The organism is Dorea chungnamensis (assembly GCF_039832125.1).
In the GTDB taxonomy this organism is placed as follows: domain Bacteria; phylum Bacillota; class Clostridia; order Lachnospirales; family Lachnospiraceae; genus JAFBIX01.
The window spans coordinates 81,736-101,453 of record NZ_JBDOHT010000009.1 but is presented as its reverse complement, the minus strand read 5'-3'; the positions used below and the strand labels follow the sequence as shown (position 1 = coordinate 101,453).

Sequence of the window (19,718 nt, the reverse complement as noted above, 5' to 3'; positions counted from 1 at the left end):
AAAATACTACGTCCCCTTTTTACTTTTGCCCTGTACCTTTTTGTCAAATAGAAAGATTTTTATGGCTAAAGACACGTATTCCCATCAAAAATGCCAGGATTCCGATTATATATAATATTCCGCATCCTACCCAGGCCTTTGAGGCGGATTGTGCCAGTCCGTCGGTGTCGAATAAGGTCAGTGGTGTGACATATTTTAGATTTTCGAATTTGTCTCCTACCTGAGAGATCATCTGGATCAGGATGGAGTAGATAACGATTCCTGCGCTGGCTCCGGTACAGTATTTGCTTTCGTTGAAGAAGCAGGAGAAGAAAAAGCAGATGCCTCCGAGGAACAGGAACAGCCCGAATAGTCCGATGTTTATGCGTAGAAATGCATGAATTTCCAGTTCTTTTGGGAATAATAATTCGCTTTCGGTGATAATCAGGCTGGTTACGTATACTGCCATGATCAACAGGCAGAATCCCATGAAGATTGCCTGCGTAATTGCGAGCTGGCTGCGTTTACGTGGTATGGCAAGCAGATATGCCATAGAGCCGTTGTCTACATAACGGGCAATCAGCCGGTTAGACAAGAGTATGATGAAGACACCCGGAAATGCAATGAACAGCATTCCGTATAGGTAATTGGTGACAAATTCTAATAGTGTCGTTCCGGCATCTGCCATTCCAAAAGCAGCAAAGAGTTCTGGCATGCTGTCTGCCATGACCTGAAGACTGTCACCAAGTTTCGGATCGAACATGGAGACGATCATGCAAGAATACATGGTGAGGATGCCAAGAAAGATAAGAAGCAATATGTAATTGGCCTTGAATTCTTTTCGAAATAATGTTTTATTGATCATCTGTAGTTCCTCCATAAAAATGCATGAATATTTCTTCCAGGGTCTGAGCCTTGATGTCCAGGTCGGTGACAGGATAATTGGCAGCCTGCTTAATAAAGTCATCCATGTTCCCTTTTATCTTTACGGAAACAATATTGCCTTTTTGCGTAGAAGAAGGCATGGATGCAGCAAATGCTTTGGCAATCTCAACAGTCGGGAAATGCACTTCCACGATTTTTTGCTTGTTCTGGCGCAAGGCGTCTATATTTTCCACAGCAGCCAGCTTTCCTTCACGGATGATAGCAGCGCGATCACAGGTTCGTTCGACTTCTTCGAAAATGTGGGAAGACAGGAGGATGGTTTTTCCTCTTTCTTTCTCTTCTAGTATCAAGTCTATGAATTCATTTTGCATTAAAGGGTCTAGACCGCTGGTTGGTTCGTCAAGAAGTAGAATATCAGGGTCTTGCATAAATGCACATATGATGCCGATCTTTTGTTTGGTTCCCTTGGACATCTTTTTAATTTTGGCAGAAGGATTCAACTCAAATCGTTCCATTAATTCTGGCGCACGTCCCAGATCTTTCATCCCTTTCATATTTGCGATAAATCGGATGAACTTTATACCGGTCATAGCGTCAATGAATGCGATCTCACCGGGAAGATAGCCGAGTGAATCGGCGATTTTATGTGCATCATGGAAACAATCCATGCCAAGAATCTGTACACTTCCGCTGTCTGGTCTGAGGAATCCCATCAGCTGGCGGATTGTGGTGGTCTTGCCGGCACCGTTAGGCCCCAGGAATCCGAGAACTTCTCCTTTTTTTACTTGGAAACTGATATCGAACACACCACGTCCATTGCCGTAATCTTTCGTGATGTGATCTATTTCGATTATATTTTTCATAGGTATTCCTCCTTGTAAAATAATTTTCGGAACATGGTGACCCATTTGTGGAATTCAGCTTTCAGCTCTGCAACATCCAGTGTTTTTTTCATAACGCGAAGCTCGTGAAGATAACCATCGGTCATCCAGACCAGCATCTTGAAGATGTCGTAAAAATTACAATTATCCTTGAACTTGAAAGTATCTACATGTCCAAGATATTGCTGGAAAATAGCAGCCTGCTGTCCATAATTGAGATCCTGAAGCTTATCTGAGACTTCTTCTTTCTCGGAGTAGAAAGATTTTACTGCAAAATCAAGAACATAAGGATTCTTTTGCAGGATTTCTGCCTTTTTATTGGCGGAATATTCCAGAAGTTCAAAAAAGTCGGTAATTTTTGTAAAATCATTATCAACGACCTGTTGCGTGATTATCTGAGTCAGGTAAGTGAATAGATAAAGATAGAGTTCTTTTTTGTTATGAAAATAGTAAAATAATAAACCTTTGGAGATTCCTGCTTTGGAAGCAATTAAATCCGTGGAAGCATGTTTATAATCATATTTTGCAAATACTTCCGTAGCAGCGTTAATAATCTGCAATTGTTTTTCTTCCGGCAGAGAAAAGAATTTTTCGTTCATAATATGTTTTCCTTATTGTTAGATTTGATTGACCAGATGAGTCATTCCTTACTATCAGAATAATGAATTGACTGAAATTTTCAACCCCCTTTTTAGAAACATCCATATACAATGAAAAATCCATGCACCAAAAAGTGTAGAGGCAATGTAGATTGCGATTCCAGCGTTATTTCCAAGAATCAATGCCAACTTGCAGAACACCTTTTGCGCCATTACGTAATACGGGCTGATATAGAACATATTGATATTGCCGTATGGATGAAAAAGAAGGTTCCATATTGTTGCGATTACGCAGCAGATCAGATAGATACCTGCGCTTTTCAGATAATTTCGTATGGAAATGTTCTTGCCTATTGTGAATCCTGCATAAAGGCCAAGAATAATCAGAAGGATATGCCATGCAAAAGAATGAATGGTCAATGGAGGATAGTGATAATACATTCCGCTTGTATCACAAAAAGCAAAGATGCCTCCCAACATCCCAAAGTCCATTAAGAAAGTAAGAAAAGCATCATATATCTGAGGTGATCTGATCCAGGGCAGTATCAGGCAGATGTACATAGGAATGCTGCATAATTGAAATGGAAAATACCACCAGTTATAATGTCCGTTATTTAATATGTAAGTGAGGCACCATTGTTTCCAGACCTCACTGAAAAGCATAAGAAGGCCGCAATAAAAAAAGATGTTTTTGTGTTTCTGCATATGTTTCTCCCAGAGAAGATTATCGGATTATTATTTATTATACACGGAATTGGATAAATATGCTATAATACGAATGTTGTCTGTCCTGAAACTTCGGACAGAGACAATCTACAAGAAAAGAATGACATAAGATGAGGTGCACGTATGAGACCAAAAAATGCATTTATGCTGATATTAACGGCATTTATATGGGGAACCGCTTTTGTGGCCCAGAGTGTAGGAATGGATTATCTGGGACCATTTACATTTAACGGAGTCCGCAGCCTGATTGGAGGTGTAGCGCTGATTCCATGTATCTGGATTTTGCAAAAATTAAATGATAAGTCAGATCCTGTGACAGAAGAAAGAAACAGGAAAGATCTGCTGATCGGTGGTATTTCCTGTGGAGTACTTTTATTTGCCGCCAGCAGTCTGCAACAGGTGGGTATCCAGTATACAACAGCAGGAAAAGCCGGATTTATCACAGCATTTTATATTGTATTTGTTCCGGTGTTAGGAATCTTTCTTGGAAAAAAGACAGGATGGAAAGTATGGACGGCAGTTATACTTGCGTTGGCTGGATTGTATTTTCTGTGTATTACAGAGAAATTTACAATTGGAAAAGGAGATATTTTCCTCTTTGCATGCGCGCTGGTATTTTCACTTCATATTCTTGTCATTGATTATTTCTCTCCTAAAGTGGAAGGTGTGAAGATGTCTTGCATTCAATTCCTGGTCTGTGGAATCATATCATTGCCTTTTATGTTTTTGCTGGAGATACCGAAAATGGGAGCGATTGTTGATGCCGCATGGCCATTGCTTTATGCTGGAGTCTTGTCTTGTGGTGTGGCATATACGCTGCAGATCATCGGACAAAAGAATGTAAACCCCGCAATTGCATCTCTGATTCTGAGTTTGGAGTCCTGTTTTTCAGTATTGGCCGGGTGGGTGATACTTGGAGAGAAGCTGTCTGTCCGTGAGTCCATCGGATGTATTCTGATGTTTGCTGCAATTATTCTTGCACAGCTGCCGGACAAAAAAGATAAGGAGATGGCGAAAAATGAATAACCATGAATTGATCATGCGGATGATAGAATATGAGACAGATTGTCCAAAATTCAGGAAAGTAAAGAATCTGCACGAACCGTTATGGAACGATTATTTGTGACCAAAACAGCAAAAAACATCTGCAAAACAATGTTTGCATTATGACAGGAGGTTTTAGAATATGAGATTTGTAATACAAAGGGTGAGTGAAAGTGAAGTCAAGGTGGATGGAAAAGTACTTGGCAAGATAGGGAAAGGCTTTATGGTATTGATCGGCGTAAGTGATTCAGATACAAAAGAAATCGCCGATAAGATGGTAAAAAAGATGCTAGGACTTCGAATCTTCGAAGACGAACAGGGAAAGACCAATCTGTCTTTAGAGGCGGTAGGTGGAGAGTTACTGCTGATCTCTCAGTTCACATTATACGCTAATTGTAAAAAAGGCAATCGCCCAAGCTTCATCGAAGCAGGCGCACCTGACATGGCATCCGATATGTATGAATACATCATCGCAAAATGCAAAGAGCAGGTAAACGTGGTAGAAAGAGGTCAGTTCGGAGCAGATATGAAAGTCAGCCTCGTAAACGACGGTCCATTCACAATCGTTCTTGATTCCGACACACTGTAATAGTTGGGGACGGGGGATTTTTCATTTTCCCCCGTCCCCTATTCTTAATTTATCTAATTATTCTTTTGTTAAATTTCCCATAATAATTCTTAAATAAATATAAAAGTATTGACATATATATCTATAATGCCTAATATAACCGTTAGATATCTAATTAATTTTAGATTTGTTTTATGAATATATAAGGAGGTGCAGTATGGAAAAATTTGAGGATGCTTCTATTTTTATATTATTGCATCAGGTAGCACATATCAGTCGATATCGGGCGATGAAAGGTATGGAAGCGCTGGGTGTCAAGCCAAATCAGGCTGGAATCTTGTTTGTTCTGTATTGTGAGGGGAAGATGTCTCAACGGCAATTGGCAGAGAAGATTGGAATTACACCGCCTTCTATGACGGTTGCGTTGAGAAAGTTAGAGGACCAGGGGCTGATTTTGAAGAAACCGGACGCAAAAGACCAAAGGGTTATTCAGATTCAGTTATCTGATCGGGGAAGAGAATGTATAGAGGAATTAAAGCATGTACTGACTGGCATGGAAGACATTGTATATCATGGAATTTCTCCGGAAGAGAGGATGCTCCTCCGTCGGCTTCTTATGGAAATGAGGCAGAATCTTCTCGATTCCAGAGAGTTTAAGGGTATGGACATCAAAACGGTCATGGAAAAGACGCGTCCCCCGATGCCGCATGATTGCAGACTTGAATAGAAAATACTAGTTGAAAGGAAAGGTAAGATATGCGCAAATTAATAAAATTCTTAAAACCATATGCAGGTGTTGTTTTCGCTGTGTTGTGTGTATTAGTTGTACAGGCGTACTGTGATCTGTCTTTGCCGACATACACATCTGATATTGTCAATATAGGAATTCAACAAAGTGGTGTTGATGAGAAAGTTCCTTTGACGATTGCAGAAGAGGACTTGAATCATTTGCTTCTGTTCGTGCATTCTTATGATCAGGAGACAGTGAAAAATTCTTATGAAAAGAGTGAGCAGGATTATGATTATGACGGAACTGTACTGGAATTGAAAGAATCGGTAGAAGATAATAATAGGAAAATGGATGATCTGGCAGCAATTCTTGGGAAACCGATGCTTTTGACCGAAGGCTTTGACTCGGGAAGTGACACCACAAAACAGATGGAAGAGCAGATGAAGAGTCAGATGGAAGAGCAGATGCAGCAGGTACCTGATATAAGTCAGATGTCCATCTATGATCTCTTCGGTATGATGGAAGAGGAACAGAGAGATTCGGTCATAGATGAGATAGAGAGTCAGTTGGATTCCATGCCGGACTCTATGGTTGAACAGACGGCAGCAGTGTATATTAAGCATGCTTATGAAAATGTAGGAATTGATACAGATGCTTTAGAGAAGAAGTATATTTTGATTACAGGAGGAAAAATGCTTGCGCTGGCAGCGTTGGGAATGGCAGCAAGTATTATTGTTGGTCTGTTGGCTTCGCTTGTAGGTGCAAAGGTCGGCCGCGGACTTCGAAGAGACGTCTTCCGTAAAGTAGTCGGATTCTCCAACAGTGAGTTTGACAAGTTTTCAACAGCATCTCTGATTACGAGAAGTACGAATGATATTCAGCAGATTCAGATGCTGACAGTTATGATTCTCAGGATGGTCCTGTATGCTCCAATCATGGCGTTTGGAGGCGTCTGGAAAGTGTTTAATACCAACGTTGATATGTCCTGGATTATAGCACTTGCAGTTATCTTGATCTTAATGGTCGTCAGCGTATTGTTCATCGTTGTAATGCCAAAGTTCAGAATTGTACAGAATATGGTAGACCGGTTGAATCTGGTCAGTCGTGAGATTTTAACAGGCCTTTCAGTCATTCGTGCTTTCAGTACAGAAAAATATGAAGAGCAGCGATTTGATAAAGCGAATAAAGATCTGACCAGAATTAACCTGTTTGTAAATAGAGCCATGACCTTTATGATGCCATTGATGATGCTGATCATGAACTGTATTTCTATCTTGATCGTATGGACTGGCGGTCACAGTATCAATGACGGGAACATGCAGGTGGGAGATATGATGGCGTTTATTCAGTACACGATGCAGATTATCATGTCTTTCCTGATGATATGTATGATATCTGTTATGCTGCCGAGAGCGGCTGTCTCTGCAGATCGTGTGGATGAAGTCTTGACCAGTGATGCATCAATTCTGGATCCTGACCAGCCTCAGAGTCTTCCAGAAGATGGAAAGGGAGAGGTTACTTTCGATCATGTGTCATTCCGATATCCTGGAGCGGAAGAAGATGTTCTGCATGATATTTCATTTACCGCGAAGCCAGGACAGACAACTGCGTTTATCGGAAGTACCGGATGTGGGAAATCAACATTGGTAAATCTGATTCCAAGGTTCTATGATGTGACAGAAGGAAAGATTACAATTGACGGGGAAGACATTCGTGATATCACACAGCATGACTTACGTGCGAAGTTGGGATATGTTCCACAGAAAGGAATCCTTTTCTCTGGTGATATTGCTTCCAATATTCTGTATGGAAACTCCGAAGGAACAGAGGATGAGATGAAAGAAGCGGCAGAGATTGCACAGGCAACCGAGTTTATCGATACGAAGAAAAAGAAGTATCATAGTACGATCTCACAGGGAGGCTCCAATGTATCCGGTGGACAGAAGCAGAGACTATCCATTGCCAGAGCAATTGCGAAACATCCGGATGTCTATATCTTTGATGATAGTTTTTCTGCGTTAGATTATAAAACGGACGTAACCTTACGTGCTGCATTAAAAGAAAAGACGGAAGACAGTACAGTAATGATCGTTGCACAGAGAATCAGTACTATTTTGCATGCGGAACAGATTATTGTATTGGATGATGGAAAGATTGTGGGCAAAGGAACGCATAAAGAGTTATTGAGAAACTGTGACACTTATTATCAGATTGCATCTTCCCAGTTGTCAGAAAAAGAACTGGAAGAAGATATGAAGGAGGTAGGTTAATATGGCAAAAGGCATGGGACATGGACATGGACCTGGCCACGGCAATATGCCGGGTGAAAAGGCCAAGGATTTTAAAGGAACAATGGGAAAATTGATGACCTACCTCGGGCGGTATAAGATTGCATTGCTTTTTGTGATTTTATTTGCCATTGGAAGTACGATATTTAATATTGTAGGTCCAAAGGTTCTTGGAAAAGCGACCACAGAGATTTTTAATGGTCTGGTTGGAAAGATATCCGGCGGAAGTGGAATTGATTTTGACAAGATTGCCAGAATATTGCTGACGTTATTATGTCTGTATATCTGTAGTGCATTATTTTCCTTTATCCAGGGATACATTATGACGGGAGTGTCACAGAAGTTAACTTATCGTTTAAGAAAAGAAATCTCTGAGAAAATCAATCGGCTCCCGATGAATTATTTTGATAAGATGACTCATGGAGAGATATTATCTCGTATTACCAATGATGTAGATACGTTAAGTCAGAGCCTTAACCAAAGTGCAACACAGGTCATTACATCGGTAACGACAATTATAGGTGTACTGGTCATGATGCTTAGCATCAGCCCTCTGATGACTGTGATTGCTATTTTAATCCTGCCGCTTTCCATGGGATTGATTTCTGTAATCGTTAAGCATTCTCAGAAATATTTCATGAGGCAGCAGGAGTATCTGGGACATGTCAATGGACAGGTGGAAGAGGTCTATGGTGGACACAATATTGTGAAGGCATTCAATAAAGAGGATGACGTAATCGCTGCTTTTGATAAGGATAATGATATCCTGTGCCAGTCAGCCTGGAAGTCACAGTTCTTGTCAGGAATGATGATGCCGATCATGCAGTTTGTCGGTAATCTTGGATATGTAGCAGTCGTTATTCTGGGCGGATATCTGGCAATGAAAAATGCCATTGAGGTTGGTGATATTCAGTCATTTATCCAATATGTACGTAACTTCACACAACCAATTCAACAGGTGGCACAGGTAGCAAATATGCTACAGTCAACGGCAGCAGCTTCTGAGCGTGTGTTTGAATTTTTGGAGGAACCAGAAGAAGATCAGACAGTTCCAAATGCTGTATCTGTAGAAGGTCTGGAAGGCCGGGTGGAATTTGACCATGTAAAATTCGGATACAATCCGGATCATACGATCATTAAGGATTTCAGCGCAAAAGTCGAACCGGGACAGAAGATTGCAATTGTGGGACCGACTGGCGCCGGAAAGACAACTATGGTAAAATTATTGATGAGATTCTATGATGTGAACAGTGGCTCTATCAAAGTTGACGGGCACGATATCCGTGATTTTAACAGAAGTGAATTGCGACAGATGTTCGGAATGGTATTGCAGGATACTTGGCTGTTTAAGGGTAGTATTGAAGAGAATATCCGTTATGGGAAGCTGGATGCAACTCATGAAGAAGTGGTAGAAGCAGCCAATGCGGCATATGTACATCGGTTCGTTCAGACGCTGCCGGGTGGCTACAATATGGAATTGAATGAAGAAGCAAGTAATGTGTCTCAGGGACAGAAGCAGCTTTTGACCATTGCGAGGGCAATTCTGGCAGATCCAAAGATCCTGATTCTGGATGAAGCGACCAGTTCTGTAGATACACGTACAGAAGTAAGAATCCAGAAAGCGATGGATAACCTGATGCGTGGAAGAACAAGTTTTATTATTGCACACCGTTTGTCTACGATTCGGGATGCGGATCTGATACTGGTCATGAAGGATGGAGATATCATAGAACAGGGCAATCATGAAGAACTGCTGGCTCAAAATGGTTTCTATGCAGAGCTTTACAATTCGCAGTTTGAGAGAAGTGCCTAAGATAGAAGTGTTTGGTCAGGATAATGGAGGAATGAGAGATGGATCGTCTGGAACAACAATTTGAATTTATACGTGAGATTGACAAAGAGAAATTTATCGGCCGTCAGACCTATCTGTCGGATGGCAGGCGTAAGGAAAATGATGCGGAACATGCATGGCATATGGCAATCATGACGATTCTGCTCAGCGAATATGCCAATGAAGAGATTGATGTGCTTAAGACGGTCACCATGCTTTTGATCCATGATATTGTCGAGATTGATGCCGGCGATACGTATGCTTACGATGAAGAGGCGAAGAAGACACAGAAGGAACGTGAACAGAAAGCGGCAGAACGAATCTTTGGGTTGCTGCCGCCTGATCAGGGTGAAAAATTCAAAAAGATATGGGAAGAATTTGAAGCAAGAGAGACGAAGGAAGCCCGTTTTGCACGAACGATGGATAATCTGCAGCCGGTGATGCTCAACGATGCAACCGATGGAAAAGCCTGGGTAGAGCATGGAGTGCATCTGGAACAGATTATGAAAAGAAACCAGAATACTGCCGAGGGGTCAGAGACTCTCTGGGAATATGCTTATCAGAATTTCATTCTTCCAAATGTAGAGAAGGGACGTATTAAGAGCGAGAATATCCAGGAAGAACAGGAAGTATAAACATCCTGGGATTATTTCATAAACAAGGCGCTGTCAGTCAGGGATATCCTCTCTGTTTTCTGACATCGCCTTGTTTAGGGTAAGACTTTTTATTTTTGCTATTTCATGGAAAGTCCGGTCAATACTGATTTGACATGATTGATTTCCTGCTGTGAAGCTTTTTGAGCAGGGACATAATAACTTTTTTCTCTTGCTACCTGATAGAGCTTTTCCTGTGACATTTCACACTGATTGCGGATCTGTTTCAGGCATTGCTTTAATTCTTGGTTTTCTGTCTGGGAAATCATTTCTCCATAGCGGACAAGCTCGCCGTTGACGCCAGCCAAAGTGTCACTCACCATTGTCTTTTCATCTAACATCTCTTATTACCTCCTATAAGAATTTCATCAAGTCCTGCTTATTTTTCATGGCAGAATCGGCAGCATCCTGAAAAAGTTTTTTTACTTCAGGGTCTTTTGCCTGAGAAGCATAATCCTGCATTTTGCAGTGACTTGTGTCGTATCCGCCGATCAGGTGGCGCAGGTTCTGTAAATCGAGTACTGATATTTCAGCCATATCTGTTTCCTCCTTTTTCCCTATGGTTTCCTGATTATTGTGTCCTGTGATGAGCGGAAATATACGGAATATCTTTTGCATTTTTTGCTTTTCCCACAAATGTAAGAAATAATTTCTGCATGGGCTGGAAAGAATGATACATACATTCTGGATGCCATTGAACACCAATAATGAAAGAAGAAGTAACAGATTCAATAGCTTCTATAACACCATCGGAAGCGATGGCTGTAATTTTAAGATTTGTGCCAAGAACATGGATGCTCTGATGATGAAAACTATTAACAGAAGCAGAAGTACCAAGAATATTATATAGTATGCTATTTGATGAAATGGTAATCTTATGGCTGGTATCTTCTCGGTTCTCCGATAGCTGCATGTGATTCAGAGAAGAAATCGGGCGCAGAGACAGATCCTGAAAAATGGTTCCGCCAAGTGCAATATTCAGAATCTGCATTCCACGACAGATAGCAAGGATGGGAAGGTGGGACGATAATACATATTTCATCAAAGACAGATGGAAAAGATCTGTCTGTGTGTCTGTTCTGCCTTGCGTTGTCAATAATTCCTCTCCAAAAAGAAGGGGCGTGACATCGTCACCTCCGCAGAATAAGAAACCATCACACATTCTCACGTAATAAGAATAAGATTCTTCTGCCTGTGTGCAAGGGAGGATGACAGGAATACCGCCTGCATCCTGGATGGCTTGAAGATAGGTCTGGGTGACAAACTGGCGGTTATTCGTGTATCCACAAGAAACGACTCCAATAATTGGTTTCATAAGATAATTTCCTTTCAGAATGGGATTCATTTTGGGGCAAATAAGAGTATACTTGTAATATGAAGGTATGAGAAGGAGACAGTAGATATGAAACTTATTGATATGCATTGTGATACTTTATGGAAACTCATAGATCTCGATCAGACCGGTGATTTGATGGATAATCATTGCAGTGTTAACATTCCTTTTATGAAACAGGCCGGAACAAAAGCACAATTTTTTGCCTGCTTTACACATTTTGATGACTATAAAAATATAGGAGGCTATGAAAAAGCGTATGAACATGTACTGGAAATGATCTCTTATCTGAAGAGGCAGTTGGAGGAGTATTCGGATGAGATCGCATTTGCCAGATCTTATGCGGAACTTAGACAGAATGTGGAAAAAAATAAAATATCCGCTGTCCTTACTGTGGAAGAAGGAGGAATTCTAGAAGGGAAGATGGAACGTCTGGAAAAACTTTACAAGGAAGGGATCCGCCTGATAACGATTTTATGGAATTATAATAATTGTATTGGACATCCCAATAGTAAGGACGTAACTTGCATGTGGCAGGGGCTGACGTATTTTGGAAGAGAAGTTGTAGAACGAATGGGAGAACTGGGAATGATTATAGATGTATCCCATGCATCAGACGGAACATTTCGGGATGTTATGGAGCATGCAAAAGGACCGGTCGTGGCTTCCCATTCCAATTGTCGAGAACTCTGTAATCATCCAAGAAATCTGACGGATGAAATGATTCGGGAACTGGCTAATTGCGGTGGCGTAGCCGGATTGAATTTTTACGGACCATTTCTGGGCAATCCCAAAGAGTCCAGAATTAATGAAATGACCGCACATATCTTACATATGATTCGAGTAGGAGGAGGCTCATTTCCAGCAATAGGTACGGATTTTGACGGATTCGACGGTATGGAAGTCCAGGAGATTGCAGATGCTTCTCAAATGGAACGATTGTGGGATGCGTTAAAAAAAGCCGGATTAACAGAACGACAGTTAGATAAGATCTGGGGAGAAAATGTCGAAAGAGTACTTCGAAGAATATAATTAGGGACAGGGTAAATTTAATTTGGGACGGAGGAAAATGAAAAAACCCCCGTCCCAAATTACTATTTTTGATTATTTTTATCTAATTCTTGCATTTTCATTGCGCGAACTTTTAATGGAAGTCCGAACAGGTTGATGAATCCGCTGGCATCGTGATGATCGTATAAATCACCGGTTGTAAAGCTTGCCAGAGATTCGTTGTACAGTGAGTATGGAGAAGTTGTTCCGGCTTTAATGATATTTCCTTTGTAGAGTTTGAATTTCACTTCACCAGTTACATATTCCTGTGTGCTTTCAATGAATGCCTGAATTGCTTCACGCAGTGGTGTGAACCATTTTCCTTCGTAGATAACCTGAGACAATTTGTTACCCATCTCTTCTTTTACTTCATATGTAGCACGGTCTAATACCAGTTCTTCCAATTGCTGATGAGCTTCATACAGGATGGTTCCACCAGGAGTTTCATATACGCCACGAGATTTCATTCCGACAACACGGTTCTCTACGATATCGCAGATGCCAATTCCGTGCTTGCCGCCAAGTTCATTTAACTTGCGGATGATGTCGGAGACTTTCATCTCTACGCCATTAATGCTCTTTGGCACACCTTTTTCAAATGTCATCGTTACATATTCACCTTCATCTGGTGCTTTTTCTGGTGTTACGCTGAGAACCAGTAAATGCTCATAATTTGGTTCCTTTGAAGGATCTTCCAGTTCCAGACCTTCATGACTGATATGCCATAAGTTACGATCGCGGCTGTAACTGTGACTTGCATCAAATGGAAGATTGATACCGTGCGCTTTACAATATGCAATTTCATCTTCACGAGACTGCATAGTCCAGAGATCTGTCATTCTCCATGGAGCAATGATCTTGATGTCCGGAGCGAGTGCACGGATACCAAGTTCAAAACGAATCTGATCATTTCCTTTTCCGGTTGCACCGTGACAGATAGCGACAGCACCTTCTTTTCTTGCAATCTCAACCAGGCGTTTTGTAATTGCCGGACGTGCCATGGCAGTTCCTAACAGATATTTGTTTTCATATACTGCATGTGCCTGTACACATGGGACAATATAGTTGTCGCAGAAATCGTCTACAATATCTTCAATATATAATTTGGAAGCACCGGATAATTTTGCTCTCTCATCCAGCCCCTCTAATTCTTCTCCCTGTCCGCAGTTGATACAGCAGCAGATAACCTCGTAACCAAAAGTTTCCTTTAACCATGGAATAACCGCTGTGGTGTCAAGTCCACCAGAATAGGCTAATACAACTTTCTCTTTCATGATAGATATCCTCCTAAAATAACATATATTTTTACACGCAAGTAAATTCTGCATTCTTAATCGCAAGGATTACTATACACCATTTTACATAAATATGCAAGAATAATTTATAAAAAGATTGAAGAGTGTAATATTATGCAAAAATAATGTATAATATATGCAATTATGCAAGGGCGCAGATAATATTTATAAATATTGGTTAAAATAAATATGGTAAAGTATAAATAAAACTTGACAAATTGATTTGAGAGTGTAAAATAATTAGAAAAAATGAGAAATGATTAATAGTTATGACACAACAAGGAGCGGTTATAATGAAAAGCTTATACATTAAAAACTTGGATAACATCATTTATAACGTGAACTCTACTCTGACATCTTATGACAGTGTTGTTTTTGTGCCGTGTAACCCCAATCCCTTTGGGGTATATTTGGCATAAAATTCAATAGTGACATGAGATAGGATAGGTTGTACTTGGAAGGGTCTTTATAGATTTTTGTAATTTATAATTAAGAAACAGAAGTGTAACATATGCTTCTGTTTTTTTTGTTGCTGTGAATCCAGATGGAACTGCCGGCAAAAGATTCGAAAAGAGACCAGTAACTGATGGTGGAGGAGAAGACATGGACTATAGACAGGAATTGAAAAGTAAGAAAAAAATTGTAATAAAGGTTGGGACTTCGACGATTACGTATCCGGAGACGGGAAATATTAATCTGGAAAAACTAGAGAAGTTTGTGAGAATACTAATCAATCTTAGAAATAAAGGGAAAGAAGTAATTGTCGTATCATCAGGGGCAGTTGGAATCGGAAGAAATGTTTTGGGTTTTTCAAAACGCCCGAAAGAAAAACCTGTCAGGCAGGCCTGTGCGGCAGTTGGGCAGGGGAGGTTGATGATGATGTATGAGAAATTATTTGCGGAATACAGTCAGATTACTGCTCAGATTCTTTTGACAAAAGAATCGATTACAGATCAGGAATGTGCCCGAAATGCCAGGAATACATTTGACCGGTTGGCGGCAATGAAAGTGGTGCCGATTGTTAATGAGAATGATGCGATCTCAGTTGCGGAGGAAAACTATGGTAATTTCGGGGATAATGATACGATGGCGGCTTATGTTGCGGCATTGGTGAAGGCAGATCTTCTGATACTGATGTCGGATATAGAGGGGCTATATACGGACGATCCTAAGAAAAATCCGAAAGCGCGTTTTGTCCATACAGTAGGTCATATTGATGAAGAGCTTGAAGCAATGGGGAAAGGCGCAGGAACAGAGCTGGGGACGGGAGGTATGGCGACAAAGATAGAGGCAGCGAAGATTGCAACCTGTGCAGGTGCTGACATGGTGATTGCTGATGGACATAATATTTATACAATTAACGATATTATGGCTGGAAAAAAGATAGGAACATTGTTCTTATCTGAGGATAAAGAATATATCGGGGAAAATGAGTACGCACCGGCCAGAGAGGAATTTCGCAGGAAGGCAAAGCGGAGAAAAAAAGAGCATATTTGCAAAAAGGATATTCAGAAACATAGTCAGACATGCAAGGGAGGAGTTACAAATGAGTTATATGCAGGTAATTGGTAAAAGAGCAAAAGAAGTATCCAAAACAGTACAGTTTTTGGGGCAGATAGAAAAAAATGAAGGATTGCGGTCTGTGGTCAGAGAACTTCGGCTTCAGACACCCTATATTTTACAGGCAAATGCAATAGACGTGGCTAAGGCAAGAGACGAAGGTATGAAACCATCGTTAATTGATAGATTACTCCTTACTTCACAGCGGATTAATGGAATGGCAGAAGGACTGGAACAGGTTGCAGAATTAGATGATCCGATTGGCGAGATTATCTCCATGAAAGTAAGACCAAATGGCCTGCAGATTGGAAAAAGAAGAGTCCCTCTGGGAGTGATTGGAATTATCTATGAATCCAGACCAAATGTAACGGCAGATGCATTTGGCCTGTGTTTTAAGACTGGAAATGTAGCGATATTAAGAGGTGGCTCGGATGCATTTTACTCGAATCAAGCAATCGTAAAAGTAATAAAAGATGGACTCAGGAAAGAGCATCTTCCCGAAGATGCAGTTCTCATGATAGAAAAAACAGATCGGTCAATTGTACAGGAGATGATGAAACTGAAGGAGTTTATCGATGTATTGATTCCAAGAGGTGGGAAGGGATTAATCTCAAATGTTGTGCAGAACAGCACGGTGCCTGTAATAGAAACCGGAACTGGAAATTGTCATATATATGTAGATGAATATGCAGATATCGATATGGCGGTTGAGGTTATCGATAATGCAAAGACTCAGCGGATGGGAGTCTGCAATGCATGTGAATCATTGGTGATACATGAGGATATAGCAGAGGAAGCAATTCCTGCAATTTTTAGCAGGCTAAAACAAAAGCAGGTTGAAGTAAGAGGCGATGAAAAAGCATGCAAAATTCAAAGCGGAATAGTCCCTGCTGTTGAAGAAGACTGGGGAAGCGAATACCTGGATGCTATGATATCGATAAAAACAGTTTCTTCTATAGAAGAAGCAATCACGCATATCAATCGTTACAATACCGGACATTCCGAATCAATTATAACCAAAGATTATGATCATGCTTTAAAGTTTCAGAATGAAATAGATGCAGCGGCAGTATATGTCAACGCGTCGACCAGATTTACCGATGGTTATGAGTTCGGATTCGGAGCAGAAATAGGCATCAGCACACAGAAATTACATGCAAGAGGACCAATGGGACTGGAGGCATTAACAACGACAAAATACATCATATTTGGAAATGGTCAGATACGTTCCTAAAGATTGTTATAAAGAAAACCCCCGAAAAGTGCTTGCATAATATACATTTTAGATGTATACTTATGCAAACACTTACAATTTGGGACACGGCAAATTTAATTTGGGACGGAGGAAATTGAAAAAACCCCCGTCCCCGACCTAGACAACCTGCGTAAATTGGTTTAATATTGTCAAGTGTGCAATTTATAAAAATTCAATCGGGAAGGATGTAATATATATGATTAAAGTTGGAATTATTGGAGCAACTGGATATGCTGGCGGTGAACTGGTTCGATTGCTCATGGGGCATAAGGATGCGAAGATTGTGTGGTATGGTTCCAGAAGTTACATAGATAAGAAGTATGCGGATGTGTACCAGAATATGTTTCAGATTGTGGATGCGAAGTGTCTGGATGATAATATGGAAGAGTTGGCCGAGCAGGCGGATGTGATTTTTACTGCGACGCCGCAGGGATTCTGTGCTTCTGTAATTAATGAGGAGATTCTTTCCAAGACGAAGATTGTAGACTTGAGTGCAGATTTCCGTATTAAGGATGTGGCAACTTATGAGAAGTGGTATGGTATTGAACATAAGAGTCCTCAGTTTATTGAAGAGGCGGTGTATGGGCTGTGTGAGATTAACCGCGAGGCTGTGAAGAAGGCAAGGCTGGTTGCAAATCCTGGATGTTACACAACCTGTTCGATTCTGACGGCTTATCCGCTGGCAAAAGAAGGTATCATTGATATGAATACATTGATCGTGGATGCAAAGTCGGGCACATCGGGAGCAGGAAGAGGGGCTAAGGTGCCGAATCTGTTCTGTGAAGTCAATGAGAATATGAAGGCTTACGGAGTTGCCTCTCACAGACATACACCAGAGATCGAGGAACAGTTGGGATACGCATCAGGAGAAGAAGTCGTTATCAACTTTACTCCGCATCTGGTTCCGATGAACCGAGGAATTCTTGCTACAGAATATGCAACTTTGAAAAAAGAAGTTTCTTATGAAGAAGTAAAAGCAATTTATGATAAATATTATAAAGATGAGAAGTTCATCCGTGTTCTGGAAAAGGATGTCTGTCCTGAGACCAAATGGGTGGAGGGAAGCAATTATGTAGATATTAATTTTAAGATAGACCCGAGAACGAACCGTATCATTATGATGGGAGCAATCGATAACCTGGTAAAAGGAGCAGCCGGCCAGGCAGTACAAAATATGAATCTCATGTTCGGATTGCCGGAAAGTGAAGGTCTGGAACTAGTTCCAATGTTCCCATAGACATTTCTGGCATGGAACAATCATATCAAAATGAAATCAGATGGGAGATACATATGGTAAGAGTTATGTCAATCGATGATTACGATCAGGTATATGCACTTTGGACGAAGATTCATGGCTTTGGTCTTCGAAGTGTCGATGATTCACGAGAAGGAATCGAACGTTTCTTACAACGCAATCCGACGACCAGTGTGGTGGCAGAAGAAGAGGGTAAAATCGTTGGGGCGATCCTTTGTGGGCATGACGGACGACGAGGCTGTCTGTATCACGTGTGTGTGGATGAAGAATATCGTATGCGGGGAATCGGGAAGTCCATGGTCGTATTTGCAATGGAGGCATTAAAAAAAGAAAAGATTAACAAAGTTTCTCTGATTGCATTTACAAAAAATGATATTGGAAATGTATTTTGGAACGAAATCGGCTGGACAAAGAGATTGGACTTGAATTATTATGATTTTACTTTGAACGAAGAGAACATTACAGCATTTATTCAGTAAGAAAAATATAGCAAGAGAGGAAGAGATGAATATGAAACAGATCAAAGGCGGAGTAACCGCAGCAAAAGGATATGAAGCAGCAAGTACAGCAGCAGGAATCAAGTATAAGGACAGAACGGATATGGCAATGATCTATAGTCAGGTACCATGTGTGGCTGCAGGAACATTTACGACAAATGTTGTAAAAGCAGCACCGGTCAAATGGGACCAGCAGGTAGTAAAAAGTGGCGCAAAAGTACAGGCTGTTATCGTGAATTCAGGAATTGCCAATGCCTGTACGGGTGCGGAAGGCTTTGGATACTGTAAGGATACGGCAGTGGCAGCAGCAAAAGCACTGAATATCTCGGAAGATGGTGTCCTGATCGGTTCTACCGGAGTCATTGGAAAGCAGATGCCGATCAATCGTCTGGTGGCTGGTATCGATGCTCTGGCAGGAAAGAAGAATGACACTTTGGAAAATGGAACCGAAGCAGCAAAAGCAATTATGACCACAGATACCTGTGAAAAAGAGCTGGCAGTAACGATTGAAGTCGGAGGAAAGACGGTGACTATCGGAGGGATGGCAAAAGGATCTGGTATGATTCATCCGAATATGTGCACGATGCTTGCATTTATCACAACAGATGCAGTGATTTCCAAAGAGACTCTTCAGAAAGCATTGAGTGAAGATGTGGACGATACCTATAATATGATTTCTGTAGATGGAGATACTTCTACAAACGATACCGTTATCTTGCTGGCAAATGGACTGGCTGAGAATCCGGAGATTATATATGGAAGTGATGACTACAAGAACTTTGCAGAGGCACTGCATACCATCAATGAATATCTGGCCAAAAAGATTGCTGGAGACGGAGAGGGAGCTACTGCTTTATTTGAGGTAAAAACCGTTGGCTGTGAGAGTGTGGAGCAGGCAAAGACGCTGGCAAAATCAATCGTTTGTTCAAACCTTACAAAGACAGCAATTGCAGGACATGATGCGAACTGGGGAAGAATCCTTTGTGCAATGGGGTATTCTGGAGCACAGTTTGATCCGGAAAAAGTGGATCTGTTCTTTGAGAGCAAGGCCGGCAAGATCCAGATTATTGAAAATGGAACGGCGGTAGATTACAGTGAGGAGGAAGCAACGAAGATACTGTCAGAAGCTGAAGTAACTGCAATTGCAGATGTCAAGATGGGTGATGCCTCTGCAACGGCATGGGGATGTGATCTGACCCATGGATATATTGAGATTAACGCAGATTACAGAAGCTAATTGTGATGCTATATAATGACAGAAGAACATAATGCTGCAATCATGGCGATAC

Annotated in this window: 20 protein-coding genes; 12 read left to right on the top strand and 8 right to left on the bottom strand. The window is 41.0% G+C overall.

The genetic code is table 11. The annotated features are described in order from the left end of the window. Nucleotides 1–43: 43 nt before the first annotated feature. Genes ABE613_RS09635 through ABE613_RS09620 form a run of 4 tightly spaced genes read right to left on the bottom strand, consistent with a single transcriptional unit; the run spans nt 44 to nt 3,049 of the window. Nucleotides 44–844 (bottom strand): ABC transporter permease subunit, encoded by an 801-nt coding sequence (locus ABE613_RS09635; RefSeq protein ID WP_347376254.1) that lies wholly within the window; start codon nt 842–844, stop codon nt 44–46. Further along, nucleotides 834–1,727, bottom strand: a complete 894-nt coding sequence (locus ABE613_RS09630) for an ABC transporter ATP-binding protein (protein ID WP_347376253.1) — start codon at nt 1,725–1,727, stop codon at nt 834–836. Before ABE613_RS09630 ends, ABE613_RS09635 begins: the two co-directional genes overlap by 11 nt. After that, on the bottom strand, nt 1,724–2,344 hold the full coding sequence (locus ABE613_RS09625) for a TetR/AcrR family transcriptional regulator (protein WP_235233760.1): 621 nt from the start codon (nt 2,342–2,344) through the stop codon (nt 1,724–1,726). Before ABE613_RS09625 ends, ABE613_RS09630 begins: the two co-directional genes overlap by 4 nt. Nucleotides 2,345–2,398: 54 nt before the next feature. After that, entirely contained in the window at nt 2,399–3,049 is a 651-nt protein-coding gene (locus tag ABE613_RS09620) for a TMEM164 family acyltransferase (RefSeq protein WP_347376252.1), read from the bottom strand. Between the two features lie 144 nt (nt 3,050–3,193). Between ABE613_RS09620 and ABE613_RS09615 the strand changes: the two genes are divergently transcribed. From ABE613_RS09615 to ABE613_RS09590, 6 genes are all read left to right on the top strand, one after another. Continuing rightward, a complete protein-coding gene (locus ABE613_RS09615) occupies nt 3,194–4,096 on the top strand; it encodes a DMT family transporter (RefSeq protein ID WP_347376251.1) in 903 nt (300 codons plus the stop codon). A 160-nt stretch (nt 4,097–4,256) separates the two neighbouring features. Continuing rightward, nucleotides 4,257–4,703 carry a D-aminoacyl-tRNA deacylase gene (dtd, locus tag ABE613_RS09610; RefSeq protein WP_235233755.1) on the top strand — a complete coding sequence of 149 codons (447 nt, stop codon included), beginning with the start codon at nt 4,257–4,259 and terminating at the stop codon, nt 4,701–4,703. A gap of 196 nt (nt 4,704–4,899) precedes the next feature. Next, complete coding sequence (locus ABE613_RS09605) at nt 4,900–5,409, top strand: MarR family winged helix-turn-helix transcriptional regulator (RefSeq protein ID WP_235233753.1); 510 nt, start codon at nt 4,900–4,902, stop codon at nt 5,407–5,409. Nucleotides 5,410–5,438: 29 nt separating this feature from the next. Further along, entirely contained in the window at nt 5,439–7,682 is a 2,244-nt protein-coding gene (locus tag ABE613_RS09600) for an ABC transporter ATP-binding protein (RefSeq protein WP_347376250.1), read from the top strand. Nucleotide 7,683: 1 nt separating this feature from the next. After that, the gene (locus tag ABE613_RS09595; RefSeq protein ID WP_347376249.1) at nt 7,684–9,513 is read left to right on the top strand and encodes an ABC transporter ATP-binding protein; all 1,830 of its coding nucleotides are present in this window, start codon (nt 7,684–7,686) and stop codon (nt 9,511–9,513) included. Between the two features lie 38 nt (nt 9,514–9,551). Next, the gene (locus ABE613_RS09590; protein ID WP_347376248.1) at nt 9,552–10,166 is read left to right on the top strand and encodes an HD domain-containing protein; all 615 of its coding nucleotides are present in this window, start codon (nt 9,552–9,554) and stop codon (nt 10,164–10,166) included. 98 nt (nt 10,167–10,264) lie between these two features. Here ABE613_RS09590 and ABE613_RS09585 read toward each other — a convergent pair whose 3' ends face one another. Genes ABE613_RS09585 through ABE613_RS09575 form a run of 3 tightly spaced genes read right to left on the bottom strand, consistent with a single transcriptional unit; the run spans nt 10,265 to nt 11,499 of the window. Continuing rightward, nucleotides 10,265–10,525, bottom strand: coding sequence for a spore coat protein (locus ABE613_RS09585; RefSeq protein ID WP_347376247.1), 261 nt, complete (start codon nt 10,523–10,525; stop codon nt 10,265–10,267). Between the two features lie 13 nt (nt 10,526–10,538). Further along, nucleotides 10,539–10,721 carry a hypothetical protein gene (locus ABE613_RS09580; protein ID WP_235233250.1) on the bottom strand — a complete coding sequence of 61 codons (183 nt, stop codon included), beginning with the start codon at nt 10,719–10,721 and terminating at the stop codon, nt 10,539–10,541. Nucleotides 10,722–10,755: 34 nt separating this feature from the next. Beyond that, nucleotides 10,756–11,499 (bottom strand): gamma-glutamyl-gamma-aminobutyrate hydrolase family protein, encoded by a 744-nt coding sequence (locus ABE613_RS09575; RefSeq protein ID WP_347376246.1) that lies wholly within the window; start codon nt 11,497–11,499, stop codon nt 10,756–10,758. Nucleotides 11,500–11,586: 87 nt separating this feature from the next. On the opposite strand from ABE613_RS09575, the gene ABE613_RS09570 reads away from it, so the two are divergent. Beyond that, nucleotides 11,587–12,549 (top strand): dipeptidase, encoded by a 963-nt coding sequence (locus ABE613_RS09570; protein WP_347376245.1) that lies wholly within the window; start codon nt 11,587–11,589, stop codon nt 12,547–12,549. Nucleotides 12,550–12,611: 62 nt separating this feature from the next. On the opposite strand, the gene ABE613_RS09565 is transcribed toward ABE613_RS09570, so the two are convergent. After that, nucleotides 12,612–13,841, bottom strand: coding sequence for an argininosuccinate synthase (locus tag ABE613_RS09565; RefSeq protein WP_347376244.1), 1,230 nt, complete (start codon nt 13,839–13,841; stop codon nt 12,612–12,614). 624 nt (nt 13,842–14,465) lie between these two features. Between ABE613_RS09565 and proB the strand changes: the two genes are divergently transcribed. The 5 genes from proB to argJ all read left to right on the top strand — a co-directional run bounded on the left by proB (nt 14,466) and on the right by argJ (nt 19,666). After that, nucleotides 14,466–15,434 carry a glutamate 5-kinase gene (proB, locus tag ABE613_RS09560; RefSeq protein WP_347376243.1) on the top strand — a complete coding sequence of 323 codons (969 nt, stop codon included), beginning with the start codon at nt 14,466–14,468 and terminating at the stop codon, nt 15,432–15,434. Beyond that, complete coding sequence (locus ABE613_RS09555; protein ID WP_347376242.1) at nt 15,409–16,656, top strand: glutamate-5-semialdehyde dehydrogenase; 1,248 nt, start codon at nt 15,409–15,411, stop codon at nt 16,654–16,656. Before proB ends, ABE613_RS09555 begins: the two co-directional genes overlap by 26 nt. Nucleotides 16,657–16,873: 217 nt before the next feature. Further along, a complete protein-coding gene (gene argC / locus ABE613_RS09550; RefSeq protein WP_235233255.1) occupies nt 16,874–17,914 on the top strand; it encodes an N-acetyl-gamma-glutamyl-phosphate reductase in 1,041 nt (346 codons plus the stop codon). Between the two features lie 53 nt (nt 17,915–17,967). After that, the gene (locus tag ABE613_RS09545) at nt 17,968–18,411 is read left to right on the top strand and encodes a GNAT family N-acetyltransferase (RefSeq protein WP_347376241.1); all 444 of its coding nucleotides are present in this window, start codon (nt 17,968–17,970) and stop codon (nt 18,409–18,411) included. Between the two features lie 31 nt (nt 18,412–18,442). Continuing rightward, nucleotides 18,443–19,666: a bifunctional glutamate N-acetyltransferase/amino-acid acetyltransferase ArgJ gene (argJ, locus tag ABE613_RS09540; RefSeq protein WP_235233257.1), complete on the top strand. Its 1,224-nt coding sequence runs from the start codon at nt 18,443–18,445 to the stop codon at nt 19,664–19,666. Nucleotides 19,667–19,718 lie beyond the last annotated feature (52 nt).

Coding starts and splice junctions, on each gene's coding strand:
- ABE613_RS09555 (WP_347376242.1), top strand. CDS start 15,409: ATGAGTTATATGCAGGTAATTGGTAAAAGAGCAAAAGAAGTATCCAAA.
- ABE613_RS09635 (WP_347376254.1), bottom strand. CDS start 844: ATGATCAATAAAACATTATTTCGAAAAGAATTCAAGGCCAATTACATA.
- ABE613_RS09585 (WP_347376247.1), bottom strand. CDS start 10,525: ATGTTAGATGAAAAGACAATGGTGAGTGACACTTTGGCTGGCGTCAAC.
- ABE613_RS09580 (WP_235233250.1), bottom strand. CDS start 10,721: ATGGCTGAAATATCAGTACTCGATTTACAGAACCTGCGCCACCTGATC.
- ABE613_RS09570 (WP_347376245.1), top strand. CDS start 11,587: ATGAAACTTATTGATATGCATTGTGATACTTTATGGAAACTCATAGAT.
- dtd (WP_235233755.1), top strand. CDS start 4,257: ATGAGATTTGTAATACAAAGGGTGAGTGAAAGTGAAGTCAAGGTGGAT.
- ABE613_RS09630 (WP_347376253.1), bottom strand. CDS start 1,727: ATGAAAAATATAATCGAAATAGATCACATCACGAAAGATTACGGCAAT.
- ABE613_RS09595 (WP_347376249.1), top strand. CDS start 7,684: ATGGCAAAAGGCATGGGACATGGACATGGACCTGGCCACGGCAATATG.
- ABE613_RS09545 (WP_347376241.1), top strand. CDS start 17,968: ATGGTAAGAGTTATGTCAATCGATGATTACGATCAGGTATATGCACTT.
- ABE613_RS09625 (WP_235233760.1), bottom strand. CDS start 2,344: ATGAACGAAAAATTCTTTTCTCTGCCGGAAGAAAAACAATTGCAGATT.
- argJ (WP_235233257.1), top strand. CDS start 18,443: ATGAAACAGATCAAAGGCGGAGTAACCGCAGCAAAAGGATATGAAGCA.
- ABE613_RS09615 (WP_347376251.1), top strand. CDS start 3,194: ATGAGACCAAAAAATGCATTTATGCTGATATTAACGGCATTTATATGG.
- ABE613_RS09565 (WP_347376244.1), bottom strand. CDS start 13,841: ATGAAAGAGAAAGTTGTATTAGCCTATTCTGGTGGACTTGACACCACA.
- ABE613_RS09600 (WP_347376250.1), top strand. CDS start 5,439: ATGCGCAAATTAATAAAATTCTTAAAACCATATGCAGGTGTTGTTTTC.
- ABE613_RS09575 (WP_347376246.1), bottom strand. CDS start 11,499: ATGAAACCAATTATTGGAGTCGTTTCTTGTGGATACACGAATAACCGC.
- argC (WP_235233255.1), top strand. CDS start 16,874: ATGATTAAAGTTGGAATTATTGGAGCAACTGGATATGCTGGCGGTGAA.
- ABE613_RS09605 (WP_235233753.1), top strand. CDS start 4,900: ATGGAAAAATTTGAGGATGCTTCTATTTTTATATTATTGCATCAGGTA.
- ABE613_RS09590 (WP_347376248.1), top strand. CDS start 9,552: ATGGATCGTCTGGAACAACAATTTGAATTTATACGTGAGATTGACAAA.
- proB (WP_347376243.1), top strand. CDS start 14,466: ATGGACTATAGACAGGAATTGAAAAGTAAGAAAAAAATTGTAATAAAG.
- ABE613_RS09620 (WP_347376252.1), bottom strand. CDS start 3,049: ATGCAGAAACACAAAAACATCTTTTTTTATTGCGGCCTTCTTATGCTT.